Source organism: Bradyrhizobium sp. 160, from assembly GCF_023073735.1.
Lineage (GTDB): Bacteria > Pseudomonadota > Alphaproteobacteria > Rhizobiales > Xanthobacteraceae > Bradyrhizobium.
The window spans coordinates 122396-136695 of sequence record NZ_JADPKD010000036.1 but is presented as its reverse complement, the minus strand read 5'-3'; the positions used below and the strand labels follow the sequence as shown (position 1 = coordinate 136695).

Genomic DNA, 14300 nt, shown 5'->3' with positions numbered 1-14300 from the left:
GACGCCGCCAGTTCATTTGTACCAATGTACAAATCATTAGGTCTCGTCAACAAATCAAGCGCCCGAATGGAAGGGCGCCGCTCCCGGGAACAATTATTCCCGAACGACGGAACCTTACCTGCCTCGAATGGTAAAATCTTCCTTAACTGGCTTCGGCTCTCCCTTTTTTCTGCCATTTCTGCTCTCAGTACGGATTAGGAACCACCTTCCGGCCAGATTGCCGCGGATTTAACGGAGCAGCCGCGCCTGCGGCTTAACCGTTTGTGCAGCGACGGCTGCGCATAGTCCGGACCAAACCCGTTGCTCTTGCCAGGTTCATTCATCGTGACATCCTTTGGACGCGTGATTTCGGTTCGCGGATCGCTCGCCCGGGTCGGGCTTTTGGCGGAAAGCCGGATGCCGGTCTCGGAGGTTCGGGCGACCGTCGGCCGCTTCGTCAGTATCCGCTGCGCAAACTCGGTTATCGTCGCAATGATTACCGAGGTCTCCTGCGAAAACCTGTCGGCTAGCGACAATTACATTGCGATTGCCTCGGTCGACCTGCTTGGTGAGATCCTCAACGCCACCGACAAGCCGAAATTCCAGCGAGGCGTGACCAATTATCCGACCATCGGCGATGCCGTCGACCTGATCACGAGCCAGGAGTTGCGCACGATCTACGCGCCGACCGGGTCGGACCAGATCAACGTCGGCTTCCTCCAGCAGGACCGCTCGGTCGTCGCCTATGTCGACGTCGAGGAAATGCTATCCAAGCACTTCGCGGTGCTGGGATCGACCGGCGTCGGCAAATCGACCGGCGTCTCGCTCCTGCTGAACGAGATCCTGAAGGCGCGTCCGAACCTGCGCATCTTCCTGCTCGACGTGCACAACGAATATGGCCGCTGCTTCGGCGATCGCGCGCTGGTGCTCAATCCGCGAAATCTAAAGCTGCCGTTCTGGCTGTTCAACTTCGAGGAAATCGTCGACGTGCTGTTCGGCGGCCGCGCGGGCGTGCCCGAGGAGCTCGACATTCTCGCTGAGGTGATCCCGATCGCCAAGGGCGTCTATACCCAGTACCAGAACGCCGACCGCATCGGTCTCAAACGCATCGATCCCAAGCAGGTCGGCTACACCGCGGACACGCCGGTGCCGTATCGCCTGGTCGACTTGATATCGCTGATCGACGAGCGCATGGGCAAGCTCGAGAACCGCTCGTCGCGCATCATCTATCACAAACTGATCTCGCGCATCGAGGCCGTCCGCAACGACCCGCGCTACGCCTTCATGTTCGACAACGCCAATGTCGGCGGCGACACCATGGCCGAGGTGATCAGCCATTTGTTCCGCCTGCCGGCCAACGGCAAACCGATGACGGTGATGCAACTCGCCGGCTTCCCGGCCGAGGTCATTGATTCCGTCGTCTCGGTGCTCTGCCGCATGGCTTTCGACTTCGGCCTGTGGAGCGACGGCGTCTCGCCGCTGCTGTTCGTGTGCGAGGAGGCGCATCGCTACGCCTCCGCCGACCGCAACATCGGCTTCGGGCCAACTCGCAAGGCGGTGTCGCGCATCGCCAAAGAGGGCCGCAAATACGGCGTCTATCTTGGCCTTATCACCCAGCGCCCGGCCGAGCTCGACGCCACCATCATCTCCCAGTGCAACACGCTGTTCACGATGCGTCTCGCCAACGAGCGCGACCAGGCGCTGCTCCGCGCCGCCGTGTCGGACGCGGCCGCCAACCTGTTGTCCTTCGTGCCCTCGCTCGGCACCCGCGAGGTGCTGGCGTTCGGGGAGGGCGTCGCCCTGCCGACGCGGCTGCGCTTCAAGGAGGTGCCGCCGCATCAATTGCCCCGCGGCGAAGCCACCATCAGCAGCGTGCCCTCGGTCACCTCCGGTCACGACATGCATTTCGTCAGCGCCGTGCTCGAACGCTGGCGCGGCGCCACCTCGCAGCGCGACGTGCCAAACGATCCACTGTTCTCGGCCCCTCCCGCCAAGACGATGTCCAGCCTCGAAGCGCCGATGCTGCAACCGTCGATGGGCCTCGATCCCGACCGCTTCTCGCTGCTGAAGAAGCCGTTGAGGTAAGGCCGCGCGTGTCCCGGACGCGCTACGGCGTGCAACGCTGCTGCGCAAGGCCGAGACCCACGCCACACGCACCGCACTCTCGGAAAGATGGGCCCCGGCTCTGCAGGACACCGCTGGACAAGCGCTGCGCTGCGTTCGGGCACGCCCTACGGAGTATGCAGCACGTTGAGACGGCCGCCCGCATCGACTATGTTTGCCGGCCCTGAGCCGGAGTCCATGCAAATGACAAAGCCCGCGCAACGCTTCCCCGCCCCCGCCTTCGACACGCTGCCGGACGACATCCGCACGCGGCTCCTCGCCGTGCAGGAGAAGAGCGGCTTCGTGCCGAACGTGTTCTTGACGCTGGCGTATCGTCCCGACGAGTTTCGCGCCTTCTTCGCCTATCATGATGCACTGATGGAGAAGGACGGCGGCCTCACCACGGCCGAGCGCGAGATGATCGTGGTCGCGACCTCGGCGGCCAACCAGTGCCAATATTGCGTGATCGCGCATGGCGCGATCCTGCGCATTCGGGCCAAGAATCCGCTCATCGCCGACCAGATCGCGATTAATTACCGCAAGGCCGATATCACGCCGCGGCAGAAGGCGATGCTCGACTTCGCGATGAAGGTCTCGGCCGAGGCGCAGCGGATTTCAGAGGACGATTTCGCAGCACTCGCGCCGCACGGCTTCAGCGACGACGACATCTGGGACATCGCCGCGATCTCCGCCTTCTTCGCACTTTCGAATCGGCTGGCGAATTTCACGGGCATGCGGCCAAACGAGGAGTTCTATCTGATGGGACGGCTGCCGAAGAAGTGATCGACAGGCAATGACCGAGCTCGACTGGCCCGAAATCGTGCTGCGTCTCGGCAGCGCCACGCTTGCAGGCGGAGCAATCGGCCTGAACCGCGATCTGCAAGGTAAGCCGATCGGACTGAAGACGCTCGGCATCGTCGGGCTCTCCACCGCGGCCGTCGTGCTGCTTGCGGTCGAGTTCGCCGAGCCCTGCAGAATCACCGATGCGGCGAGCCGGGTGATCCAGGGCATCCTGACCGGAATCGGTTTCCTCGGTGCCGGCGTCATTGTCCACGAGAGCAAAGGTTTTCGCGTGAGCGGTCTGACCAGCGCGGCCTGCACGTTCCTCGCCGCCTGTCTCGGCATCGTCTGCGGCACCGGACAATGGAAGATCGTCGCAGCCGCGCTGGCGTTCGCCTTCGTTCTGCTGACGGTCGGCCGCCGCGTCGAGCGCTGGCTGCACCGGATGCTCGGTGGCCAGGAGGAGCTGCATGAAACGGCCTCCGAGCAGAAGCCTGAACGCAGCGTTTAGGCGCTTTCGGCTCGCCTTGCGCTCGCCGCGCTCACCTCTTCCGCCGCAGGGTCCAGCGGTTCCGTGCGAGCAGGGTCGCGGTCATGCATTGCGTGCGGCTACGAAGCGCTATGCCGCTAGCGCTTTGTCATCAACTCGAGTGCCGGAGCAAAGCGCTCGGCAAACGTCAATGTCTTGGCATGGTGAACCGCCGCAAACGAGGCCGAAACCCCTGCTGACGCAAGGGCAAGCAGGGCAACAGCGAAAACCAGACGGCGCATTCTTGCCTCCCGTGTGAGCCCGATTGCCCCAAAGGATGGGACGGCTCTGTTTCAGGGCCGCTTCATGCGGGGCGGAAAATGATTTCGCTCAAGAGGCTGTGATGAGGTCGGATTGCGGTGCCGTATCCATGCGCCCCTAATCATCGTCCGCCGGCCCGCACCAGCCGGGCAGATAGATCGCATCCTTACTTCTAGCCGAGGACATCGCCTTCTCGAGCGCCTTGTCGAAATCGGCATCGACCAGCTTGCGCGAGAGTTTTCGGCGCAGATAGTCGGCCCACAGGAATTCGGAGAATGGCGTCGTATCCTTGGCGAAGCCGCCGATGCGGCGGAGCTCGCCGGCGAGGCTGCGGAACGGGTCGTCCTTGAGGTCGGCCACCGATTTCGGCAGGTCCCGGAACGGCCGCCTTTCGCCCTTGGCGTCGTAGGGATAGACCCAGCGCTTGTTGTCCAGGACGCCCCAGAAGGCCTCGCGCTCGACCATTCTGAGGTCGCCGACGATGGTGACCAGCACCTCCTTGATGCCCTCGTCGTGCAATGCGCGGCCGAGATGATGATGATCGATCACGTAATAGCGCTGGTCCGGGCCGTAGACGACGGGAATCATGTGCTTGCCGAGTAGGTCGGCCTGCTTCTTCTTGTCGTGCTCGCGCCAGCGCTTGCGCTTCTCCTTGACCTCGCGCATGCCGACCGTCATCTGCGTCGGCCGCAGCGACAGGATGGGAACCGGGTGCACTCTCGGCTCACGCGTATTCGTCATTTCGAACGGTCCCTCATTGGTTGCAATTGGCGGAAACAAGTTCCCTGGACTATGCCATGACCCCAGTGACGGCAAAATGCGTCGGGCTGCACGCGCAGATGACAAGCCCATGTGGACGGAACGCAGGCGTGAGTTCCCCGCCAATATGGCAACGCAACCGCATATTCCTGACCGCGTCGCAGCCGGTTGGTGACGATTGACGGCACGCGATGCAAAATAGTGCGAATAGGAAATGCAGCTCCGAGTTGAGAAGATTTTCTGCAACGCGGTCATCACGTATGCTATCTAAAAATCGCTGCTTCGGAGTGATCCCCTGCCCTATGAAAAGCCAGCGGCCCATAAGCTCTGATGACGAGCACCGGGTGCTCCAATTCAGGCCGCGCACCTCGCCTTCCGCCATGGTTCGCCGGGGCAACGGCACCGTGCAATCATTGCGCGCGGCGCCGGAGCCGCTCGACCTGTCGCGCTACGAGCAGCCCCGCACCGGACCGGACGATTTCCGCCACCGCATGCTCGCCAATATCGCGGCGCTCGCCTTCACCATCGCGCTGACCGCGATCGGGATTTGGCTCGCCGTGAGTATTGCCGACCTGCGCCGGACTCAGGATTGCGTCCTGATGGGTCGCCGCGACTGCGTCAAGATCACGACGCCGCACATCTAGGCTCGCCCTGCCGGCGGTCCCTCGCTGGACGACCCGTGGCGGGCATCCCCAGCCCTGTCTCCGCGCCTGGCAGGCTCCATTGAACTCAGGGCGGCGCTCCGATATACGGGCTTTCGACCCGGCCAGAGGGGGGTTTGAGGGCGTCATCAGGGGCGCGATGCCCGCCCACCGTGCCACTCTGGAAATCTGACAAATACCTGCAATATATCAAAGGCTTAGTGATGTCTTCCACATTCGATCAGGTCGCCACGATCATCGCTGAAACCTGCGACATCCCGCGCGACACGATCACGCCGGATAGCCATGCCATCGATGATCTCGGCATCGACAGCCTCGATTTTCTTGATATCGCGTTCGCGATCGACAAGCAGTTCGGCATCAAGCTGCCACTTGAAAAGTGGACCCAGGAGGTCAACGACGGCAAGGCGACCACGGAGCAGTATTTCGTGCTGAAGAACCTGTGCGCGCGCATCGACGAGCTCGTCGCGGCCAAGGGCGCGGGCGCCTAAGCGCGCGGCCATGCAACTCGAATACTTCCACATGATCGATCGGATCGTCGACCTGAACGTCGACGAGAAGACGATTGTCGTCGAGGCCCAGGTTCCGAACGCAAGCACCATTTTCGAGGGACACTTCCCGGGCTATCCGCTGATGCCCGGCGTGCTCCTGATCGAATCGATGGCGCAGGCTTCGGGCTGGCTTCAGCTCGGTGTGCTGAAGTTCGAGCGCATGCCGATCCTCGCTGCCGTGAAGGAGGCCAAGGTCCGCGGCTCGGTCTACCCCGGTGACGTCATGAGCATCGAGGCGACCCTGTGCCATCAGGGCTCGGGTTACGCGGTCACCGAAGCCAAGATCCGGGTCGGCGGCAAGCTGCGCGCGAATTCGACGCTCACCTTCACGCAGATTCCCTTTCCCAATGCGGATATGCGCGGACACATGGACGCAATCGCCAAACGCGTCGGCTTTCCGCAACAGGCCGTTTCGCCATGATCGACACTTTCGCGACGAAGCCCGCCCAGACGGAAGTCTGGATCACCGGCATTGGACTTGCCACCTCGCTCGGCGAGGGGCTCGACGCCAACTGGGCCGCGCTCCAGGAGAAGCGCATCAATGTCGACGAGAAGGGCTTTGCGCCCTACATCGTGCATCCCTTGATGCCGGTCTCTTTCGACAGCCAGATTCCGAAGAAGGGCGACCAGCGCCAGATGGAAGCCTGGCAGCGTATTGGCACCTATGCCGCGGGCCTGGCGCTCGATTCCGCCGGGATCAAGGGCAACAAGGACATCCTGTCGAAGATTGACATGGTGGTGGCCGCAGGCGGCGGCGAGCGCGATCTCAACGTCGACACCGGCGTGCTCACGGCCGAGGCCAAGGGTGCCAACGCCCCCGGCTTCCTCAACGAACGGCTGATGAGCGACCTGCGGCCGACGTTGTTCCTGGCCCAGCTCTCCAACCTGCTCGCCGGCAACATCGCCATCGTCCATGGTCTCGGCGGCACCTCGCGCACCTTCATGGGCGAAGAGGTCGCGGGCGCGGACGCGGCCCGCATTGCGCTCGCGCGCATCGCCTCGGGTGAGAGCGACATTGCGCTGGTCGGTGGCTCGCACAATGGCGAACGCAAGGACCTGATGGTCCTCTACGAATTCGGTGACTTCAACCTGAAGGACAAGTTCGCTCCGGTGTGGGCGCGCAAGGACCATCCCGGCTTCGCGCTCGGTTCGGCGGGCGCCTTCCTGGTGCTGGAGTCGAAGGCGCATGCAGAGGCGCGCGGCGCAAAGCCGTTCGCCAAGCTCACCAGCGTCGTCGCCGACCTTGCCCGCCGCAAGCAGCCTGGCGACATGGCCTCGACGCTGGAGAAGCTTTGGGAAAAGCTGCCCAAGCGCGAGGGCAAGGCCGCGATCATATCAGGCGCGACCGGCGCCGAGCCCGCGACCTCGGAAGAGCGCAGCTTCCTGAGGAGCCACGCGGATCTGCCGGTGCGCTCGACCGGCACCATGTTCGGCCACACCATGGAAACGCAATTCCCGCTCGGAATTGCCCTCGCCGCACTGTCGATCTCGCGCGGTGCATTGTTCCCGCCGAATGATTCCACGGGGACTGAGATTGAAATGCAGGGCGCGCCCACCCAGATCGTGGTGGTAGGGGCTGGGCACTGGCGCGGCGAAGGCATGGCGCTGGTCGAGGCAGTGAGCTAGCTCAGGGGGTCGAGATGACTGCACCACGCGACAAATTCGGCCGTCCCGTCGTCGTCGTCACCGGCATGGGCATCATGACCTCGCTCGGCGCCGGCAAGGCCGACAATTGGGCGAAGCTGGTCGCCGGCGAATCCGGCATCCGCACCATCACGCGTTTTCCGGTCGACGGCCTGAAGACCACGATGGCTGGTACGGTGGATTTCGTCAGTGTCGATCCGTTCTCCTCCACCGGCCTCTCCGAGCGGATGGCGGAGCTGGTGACGGAGGAAGCGCTCGAGCAGGCCGGCATCGGCGCCAAGGCGGATTTCCCTGGCCCCCTCTTCCTCGCGGTCGCGCCAGTCGAGGTCGAATGGCCGCAGCGGCGCGAGCTTGGCCGCGCCGTCGGCAAGACCGAGTTCAACTACGACGACCTCCTGCGCATCTCCGGCGGCGGCAAGTACAGCGACTATCATCACCGCTTCATGTTCGGCTCGGTCGCCGCGCATCTCGCCGAGACTTTCGGCACCAAGGGCTCGCCGATCTCGCTGTCGACGGCCTGCGCCTCGGGCGCGACCTCGATCCAGCTGGGCGTCGAGGCGATCCGGCGTGGCGAGACCGACGCTGCGCTGTGCGTCGCGACCGACGGTACCGTCAATCCGGAGGCGCTGGTGCGCTTCTCGCTACTCTCGGCGCTCTCGACCCAGAACGAACCGCCGCGGGCGGCCTCCCGCCCCTTCTCCAAGAACCGCGATGGCTTCGTCATGGCCGAAGGCGCTGGCGCGCTCGTGCTGGAAAGCTACGAGGCGGCGACCGCGCGCGGCGCAAAGATCCTCGGCGTGATCGCCGGCTGCGGCGAGCTCACCGATTCCTTCCATCGCACCCGCTCCTCGCCCGACGGCAAGCCGATTATCGGCTGCATGAACAAGACGCTGGCCGATGCCGGCATGACGCCGGACCAGATCGACCACATCAACGCGCACGGTACCGCGACGCCCGAAAACGACAAGATGGAGTTCAACACGACGTCGGCAGTGTTCGGCGAGCTCGCGCAGAAAATTCCGGTCACCTCCAATAAGTCGATGGTCGGCCACACCATCTCGGCCGCCGGTGCGGTCGAGGCGATCTTCTCGCTGCTCACGCTCGAGCATCAGCGCATCCCGCCGACGATCAACTACGAGACCCCGGATCCGACGATCCTGTTCGACGTCGTCGGCAACAAGGCGCGCGATGCCCGCGTCACCGCGGTAATGTCGAACTCGTTCGGCTTCGGTGGCCAGAACGCCTCGCTGATCCTGACCCGCGAACCGGCCTGACCGGACGCATGGCACTGCTGACTGCGAGCACGAAGGCCCGCGCGCGGGAGGCTGCCAAATCGCTCGGCGGCAGCTTGATCGGCGCCGCGACGGTCGGCTTGCTGCGCACCACGCGCTATTTCGATCCGGTCAAGACTTCGGACTTTTTCGCGCGCGTCGTGAAGCTGATCGGCCCGCGTCTGCGCGAGCATCGCATCGGCCGCGCCAACCTCACTGCGGCATTTCCGGAGAAGTCGCCGGAGGAGATCGAACAAATCCTGATGGGCGTCTGGGACAATCTCGGCCGCGTCGGCGCCGAGTTCGCCCATATCGACCATGTCTGGGACTACGACCGCGATGACCCCGAGAAGAGCCGGATCGAATTGTCGCCGCGCAGCATCGAGCTGTTCGACCAGATCCGCGACGACGGCAAGCCGGCGCTGATCTTCGCCGCGCATCTGGCCAATTGGGAATTGCCGGCGCTCGCCGCCGTCGCGCATGGGCTGGATACCGCGATCCTCTATCGCCGACCGAACATCGCCTCCGCCGACCGCATCATCCAGGAGATGCGCCAGGTCAACATGGGCACGTTGATCCCGGCGGGCCGGGACGCGCCGCTGCGGCTCGCACAGGCGCTCAAGGACGGCAAGCACGTCGCGATGCTGATCGATCAGTATCTGACGGCCGGCGTCGAGGTCACCTTCTTCGGCCGCAAGACCCGCGCCAACCCGATGCTGGCGCGCCTCTTGCGCCAGGTCGAGTGCCCGATCCACGGTGTGCGCATCATCCGCCTGCCCGACGGCCGCTTTCGCGGCGAGCTCACCGAAGAGATCAAGCCGGTGCGCGATGCTGACGGCAAGATCGACATCCAGGGCACGACCCAGGCGATCACGAGCGTGGTGGAAAGCTGGGTGCGCGAGCATCCGGAGCAATGGCTGTGGCTGCATAGAAGGTGGCGGTAGTTACGCCGTCGTTGCGAGGAGCGAAGCGACGAAGCAATCCAGATTGCTTCCGCGGAGAGATTCTGGATTGCTTCGCTTCGCTCGCAATGATGGGCGTGCTCCTCACCGCCCCGTCTTCACCTTGGTCCAGAGTCTATTGATGATGCGCTGCGTCGCCGGCTCGCGCGCGGTGATGACGAAGAGCTTCGAAAGCGTCGCCTCGTCCGGATAGATGTTCTTGTCGTTCAAAATCTTTGGGTTGACCAGTTTCTGGCTGGCGAGGTTGCCGTTGGCGTAGGACAGGAAGTCCGAGTTCTTGGCGGCAACATCGGGGCGGTAGAGATAGTTGATCAGCTCGTAAGCCTCCTTGACGTTCTTGGCGTCCGCGGGGATCGCGAGATTGTCGAAGAACATCTGTGCACCCTCTTTCGGAATGGCATAGCCGATCTCGATGCCACTCTTGGCCTCCGCAGCGCGGGCGCGGGCCTGCATGATGTCGCCGGACCAGCCGACCACGAAGCAGATCTCGCCGGTGGCGAGCGCGCTTAAGTATTCGGAGGAGTGAAACTTGCGCACGGACGGGCGGACTTTTGCCACGACGTCGGCAGCCTTCTCCAGGTCCGCCTGCTTGGTCGAGTTCGGATCGAGCCCGAGATAGTTCAGCGCTGCCGGAAAGATATCGTCGGCGGAGTCGAGCATGTGCACCCCGCAATCTTTGAACTTGGTCAAATTCTCGGGCTTGAAGACGATGTCCCAGCTGTCGATCTTCGCATCCGGCCCCAGGATCTGCTTCACCTTGGCGACATTGTAGCCGATGCCCGTCGTACCCCACATGTAGTTGGCGGCGTAGACATTGCCGGGATCATAGATCGCGAGGCGTTCGGTCACCACAGGCCAGGCGTTGGCCAAGTTAGGCAGCATCGACTTGTCGAGCTTCTGGAAGATATTGGCCTTGATCTGGCGCTGCAGGAAATAGGCGGTGGGCACCACGACGTCGTAGCCCGACTTGCCGGCCATCAGGCGCGTCTCCAGCGTCTCGTTGGCATCGAAGGTGTCGTAGACCACTTTGATGCCGGTTTCCTTGGTGAAGTTCTCAAGGACCTCCGGCGCCATGTAGTTGGACCAGTTGTAGAAGTTGACGACCCGTTCCTCCGCACTTGCAGGGGCGGAGAGCAACGTCAGCGCTGCGGCGATTGCGAGAGCGAAGCAAAGCCTGAAGCGGCCGACATTCGTCATCTTCCTTACCTCTTGCGCCCGCGCACCGCATCCGACAGCCGCTCGAGTGCTGTGTCGAGCGTCTCATCCTTCTTGGCAAAGCAGAAGCGCACCACTGAGGTCACCGGGTCCTGCTCGTAAAAGGCCGACACCGGGATCGCCGCCACCTTGTAGTCCTTCACGATCCGCCAGCAGAACTCGGTATCGCTCTCGTTCAGCCCGAGCGGCGACAGATCGACCGTGAGGAAGTAGGTGCCTTGCGACCTCAGCACGGGAAAACCGAGGCTCTCCAGCCCTTTGGTGAGACGGTCGCGGCTCCGCGTCAGGTCCTTGCGCATCGACAGGAAGTAGTCGTCGGGCTTGCCGAGGCCGTAGGCGACGGCGGCCTGGAGGTTCGGCGCGGTGGTGAAGGTCAAGAACTGGTGCACCTTGGCGGCGACGCGCAAGAGCGGCGGCGCGGCGCAGACGAAGCCGATCTTCCACCCCGTCAGGGAGAAGATCTTGCCGGCCGAGCCGACCTTGATCGTGCGCTCGCGCATGCCGGGGATGGTGATCAGCGGGATGTGCTTGTGCTCGTCGAACGTGACGTGCTCCCAGACCTCGTCGCAGATCGCGATGACGTCGAATTTTTGGCAGTAGCGCGCCAGTAGCTCGAGGTCCTCGCGCGGATACACCACCGCGGAGGGATTCAAAGGGTTGTTGAACAGCACCGCCTTGGTCTTGGAATTGAAGACGCTTTTCAGCATGTCCTCATTCAGCCGCCAGTGCGGCGGCTCGAGCCGGACGAGGCGCGGAACGCCGCCCGCCTGTCGGATGATCGGCAGGTAGGAATCATAGACTGGCTGGAAGCAGACCACCTCGTCGCCGGGCTGAACCACCGCGAGAATTGCCGAGGTCAGCGCCTCGGTGCCCCCGGAGGTCACCATCACTTCGCTCATCGGATCGAGCTTGAGCCCGTGCCAGTGCCCGTAATGGGTTGCGATCGCCTGACGCAGCTCCGGCAGGCCCATCATCGAAGGGTACTGGTTGTAGCCGTGCAGAGAGGCATCGGCCGCGGCCCGGCGGATGTCCTCGGGGCCGGGATCGTCAGGAAAACCCTGGCCGAGATTGATTGCGGCATTGTCGCGCGCGGCCTGCGACATCGCCTCGAAGATAGTGACGGGAAGGTCGGCGAAGACCTTGTTCAGCGACGAGCTCTTGGTCGTCATCGCGAGCTCAGCCGCCCACCTTGCTGGGAAGACCGGCCGCTTTCCAGCCCAGCATGCCGCCGGCCAGATGCTTGTCGTAAGGCAGGCCCACCGCCTGCGCCGCGAGCGAGGCGGTCACCGAGCGCTTGCCCGATCGGCAGGCGAACACGACCTGCTTGCCTTGGGGATCGGGGATCGCCTTGGGATCGAAGGTCGAGAGCGGAACCACGAGGCCGTAAGGATAGGCCTCGGCTTCGACCTCGTTCGGCTCGCGGACATCGACCAGCAGATAGCGGCCTTCCGCGACACCCTTGGAGACCTCGTCCGGGGTCAGATCCTGTACCTGATTTGCCACATCATCCTCCAACGTCGCGCCTATTGGCCGGGGCACCCGGCCGGCGGCAACCTCGCCTCTCGGCCGACGAAAATCAAGCGCTACAATGGCTTGAGCTGAGCGGCGCAAGTTAAAGCTAAATCGCATCGACTTGAAGCGCAGCGTCGGTTGCCTGCCTAGATCGTGACCTGCGTTCCAACCTCGACCACGCGGCCGGAGGGGATCTGGAAATAGTCGGTGGCGTCGTTCGCCGAGCGGCTCAGCGAGATGAACAGTCGGTCCTGCCAGCGCGGCATACCGGAATGGGCCGCCGGCTTCAGCGCCCTCCGCGACAGGAAGAAAGAGGTCGACATGATGTCGAACTGCCAGCCGAGCTTGCGCGCGATCGCCAGCGCCTTGGGCACGTTGGGCGATTCCATGAAGCCGAATTTCAGCGTCACCTTTGAGAAGGTCGGTGAGATCTGCTCCAGTCGCACCCGGTCGGCCGGGTCGATGCGCGGGGTCTGCGCGGTGTCGATGGTGAGAATGACGTTCTTCTCGTGCAGCACCTTGTAGTGCTTCAGACTATGCATCAGCGCCGTCGGCGCGCTGAGTGGGTCCGAGGTCAGGAACACGGCTGTGCCGGGCACCCGCTGCGGCGGCCTTTTCTCCAGCATCGCCACGAGGTCGGCGAGCGGGAATTCGAGCTTGCGCGACTTCTCGAACAGCAGCCGGCTGCCCCGCCGCCACGTGTACATCAGGATGATCATGAGCGCGCCGAGCGCCAGCGGCACCCAACCGCCCTCGAACACCTTCAGCAGGTTCGCGGCGAGGAAGGTCAGGTCGAGGAACAGAAACGGCACAATGAGCGCGGCGGCGGCGAACGGCGACCATCGCCAGACCTTCCAGATCACGACGAAGCCCATCATCGCCGTGACCACCATAGTGCCGGTGACGGAGATGCCGTAGGCCGAGGCGAGCGCGCTGGAGGAGCGGAACAGGAGCACCAGCAGCACCACCGCAACCAGCAGCAGCTGGTTGATGCGCGGGATGAAGATCTGGCCGGAATGGGCCTCTGACGTATGGCGAATTTCGAAGCGCGGCAGCAGCCCGAGCTGGATCGCCTGGCGCGTCAGCGAATAGGCGCCGGTGATGACGGCTTGGCTCGCGATCACCGTGGCCATGGTGGCAAGCACCACCATGCTGCCGCGAACAAAACCTTGCGGGAAGAGCTGGAAGAACGGACTCACGATCGCCCCGGGATCGCTGAGGACCAGCGCCCCCTGCCCTAGATAGTTCAGCGCCAGCGATGGTAGCACGATAGACAGCCAGGCCGCTTGGATTGGCCGCTTGCCGAAATGGCCGAGGTCGGCATAGAGCGCCTCAGCACCGGTGACCGCCAGGAACACCGCGCCCAAAGTCACGAAGCCGATGACGCCATGCTGAAGCATGAATGACACGGCGTAGAGCGGGTTCAGCGCGTACAGCACCTGCGGCTGCGCGATGATCGGATGGACCGCCGCCGCGGCGATCACCGCAAACCAGACGCACATGATCGGGCCGAAGAAGGCGGCGACCCGGGCGGTGCCGCGCGACTGCACGGCGAACAGGCCGACCAGGATCGCCACAGTCAGCGGCACGATGTAGGGCTCGAACCGCAGCGTCACGTCTTTCATGCCTTCGATCGCTGACAGCACCGAAAGTGCGGGCGTGATCACGGCATCGCCGTAGAACAGGGCGCCGGAGATGATACCGAGCAGGACGACGGTCGCTCCGCCGGTTCCGACGGCGCGCTGGGCCAGCGCCATCAGCGCCAGCGTGCCGCCCTCGCCATTATTGTCGGCGCGGAGCAGGATCACGACGTATTTGAGCGTCACCACGACGATGAGCGCCCACACGATAAGCGACAGCACGCCGAGCACGGCCGCCGGTGTCGGTAGCCCCTCCGCCCCGGAAGCCGCCATCACGGCCTCGCGGAATGCGTAGAGCGGGCTGGTGCCGATGTCGCCATAGACGACGCCGATGCTGCCGAGCGCCAGCGCGCCGAAACGGGCAGTGGTATGGGCATCGCCATTGGCCGCCGCCGTTTCCGGGGCGGAAATCGCTACGTCGCTTGTCATGGG

General features: G+C 63.8%; 15 protein-coding genes. 9 read left to right on the top strand and 6 right to left on the bottom strand.

What is annotated here, in order from left to right:
* Positions 1–324: 324 nt before the first annotated feature.
* The 3 genes from IVA98_RS16825 (at position 325) to IVA98_RS16815 (ending at position 3373) form a co-directional block, all read left to right on the top strand.
* Positions 325–2064, top strand: coding sequence for an ATP-binding protein (locus IVA98_RS16825; RefSeq protein WP_247295654.1), 1740 nt, complete (start codon positions 325–327; stop codon positions 2062–2064).
* Positions 2065–2286: 222 nt separating this feature from the next.
* Complete coding sequence (locus IVA98_RS16820; protein WP_247295656.1) at positions 2287–2865, top strand: peroxidase-related enzyme; 579 nt, start codon at positions 2287–2289, stop codon at positions 2863–2865.
* Positions 2866–2875: 10 nt separating this feature from the next.
* Entirely contained in the window at positions 2876–3373 is a 498-nt protein-coding gene (locus IVA98_RS16815; RefSeq protein ID WP_247355226.1) for an MgtC/SapB family protein, read from the top strand.
* A gap of 116 nt (positions 3374–3489) precedes the next feature.
* Here IVA98_RS16815 and IVA98_RS16810 read toward each other — a convergent pair whose 3' ends face one another.
* A complete protein-coding gene (locus tag IVA98_RS16810; protein WP_247295660.1) occupies positions 3490–3633 on the bottom strand; it encodes a hypothetical protein in 144 nt (47 codons plus the stop codon).
* A 136-nt stretch (positions 3634–3769) separates the two neighbouring features.
* Entirely contained in the window at positions 3770–4393 is a 624-nt protein-coding gene (locus IVA98_RS16805) for a ParB-like protein (protein WP_247332802.1), read from the bottom strand.
* A 320-nt stretch (positions 4394–4713) separates the two neighbouring features.
* On the opposite strand from IVA98_RS16805, the gene IVA98_RS16800 reads away from it, so the two are divergent.
* From IVA98_RS16800 to IVA98_RS16775, 6 genes are all read left to right on the top strand, one after another.
* Positions 4714–5055: a hypothetical protein gene (locus tag IVA98_RS16800; protein ID WP_247295665.1), complete on the top strand. Its 342-nt coding sequence runs from the start codon at positions 4714–4716 to the stop codon at positions 5053–5055.
* A gap of 221 nt (positions 5056–5276) precedes the next feature.
* Entirely contained in the window at positions 5277–5564 is a 288-nt protein-coding gene (locus IVA98_RS16795; protein WP_094974763.1) for an acyl carrier protein, read from the top strand.
* A gap of 10 nt (positions 5565–5574) precedes the next feature.
* Positions 5575–6045, top strand: a complete 471-nt coding sequence (locus tag IVA98_RS16790; protein ID WP_247355225.1) for a 3-hydroxyacyl-ACP dehydratase FabZ family protein — start codon at positions 5575–5577, stop codon at positions 6043–6045.
* Entirely contained in the window at positions 6042–7250 is a 1209-nt protein-coding gene (locus IVA98_RS16785) for a beta-ketoacyl-ACP synthase (protein WP_247295667.1), read from the top strand. Before IVA98_RS16790 ends, IVA98_RS16785 begins: the two co-directional genes overlap by 4 nt.
* A 14-nt stretch (positions 7251–7264) precedes the next feature.
* Positions 7265–8542 (top strand): beta-ketoacyl-ACP synthase, encoded by a 1278-nt coding sequence (locus IVA98_RS16780; RefSeq protein WP_247355224.1) that lies wholly within the window; start codon positions 7265–7267, stop codon positions 8540–8542.
* Between the two features lie 8 nt (positions 8543–8550).
* Complete coding sequence (locus IVA98_RS16775; RefSeq protein ID WP_247295671.1) at positions 8551–9483, top strand: lipid A biosynthesis lauroyl acyltransferase; 933 nt, start codon at positions 8551–8553, stop codon at positions 9481–9483.
* A 102-nt stretch (positions 9484–9585) separates the two neighbouring features.
* On the opposite strand, the gene IVA98_RS16770 is transcribed toward IVA98_RS16775, so the two are convergent.
* The 4 genes from IVA98_RS16770 to IVA98_RS16755 all read right to left on the bottom strand — a co-directional run bounded on the left by IVA98_RS16770 (position 9586) and on the right by IVA98_RS16755 (position 14297).
* The gene (locus IVA98_RS16770; RefSeq protein ID WP_247295673.1) at positions 9586–10698 is read right to left on the bottom strand and encodes a polyamine ABC transporter substrate-binding protein; all 1113 of its coding nucleotides are present in this window, start codon (positions 10696–10698) and stop codon (positions 9586–9588) included.
* A gap of 5 nt (positions 10699–10703) precedes the next feature.
* Entirely contained in the window at positions 10704–11885 is a 1182-nt protein-coding gene (locus IVA98_RS16765) for an aminotransferase (RefSeq protein ID WP_247295675.1), read from the bottom strand.
* Between the two features lie 7 nt (positions 11886–11892).
* Positions 11893–12219 carry a rhodanese-like domain-containing protein gene (locus tag IVA98_RS16760; protein WP_247295677.1) on the bottom strand — a complete coding sequence of 109 codons (327 nt, stop codon included), beginning with the start codon at positions 12217–12219 and terminating at the stop codon, positions 11893–11895.
* 155 nt (positions 12220–12374) lie between these two features.
* Positions 12375–14297: a potassium transporter Kup gene (locus IVA98_RS16755; RefSeq protein WP_247295679.1), complete on the bottom strand. Its 1923-nt coding sequence runs from the start codon at positions 14295–14297 to the stop codon at positions 12375–12377.
* Positions 14298–14300: the final 3 nt, after the last annotated feature.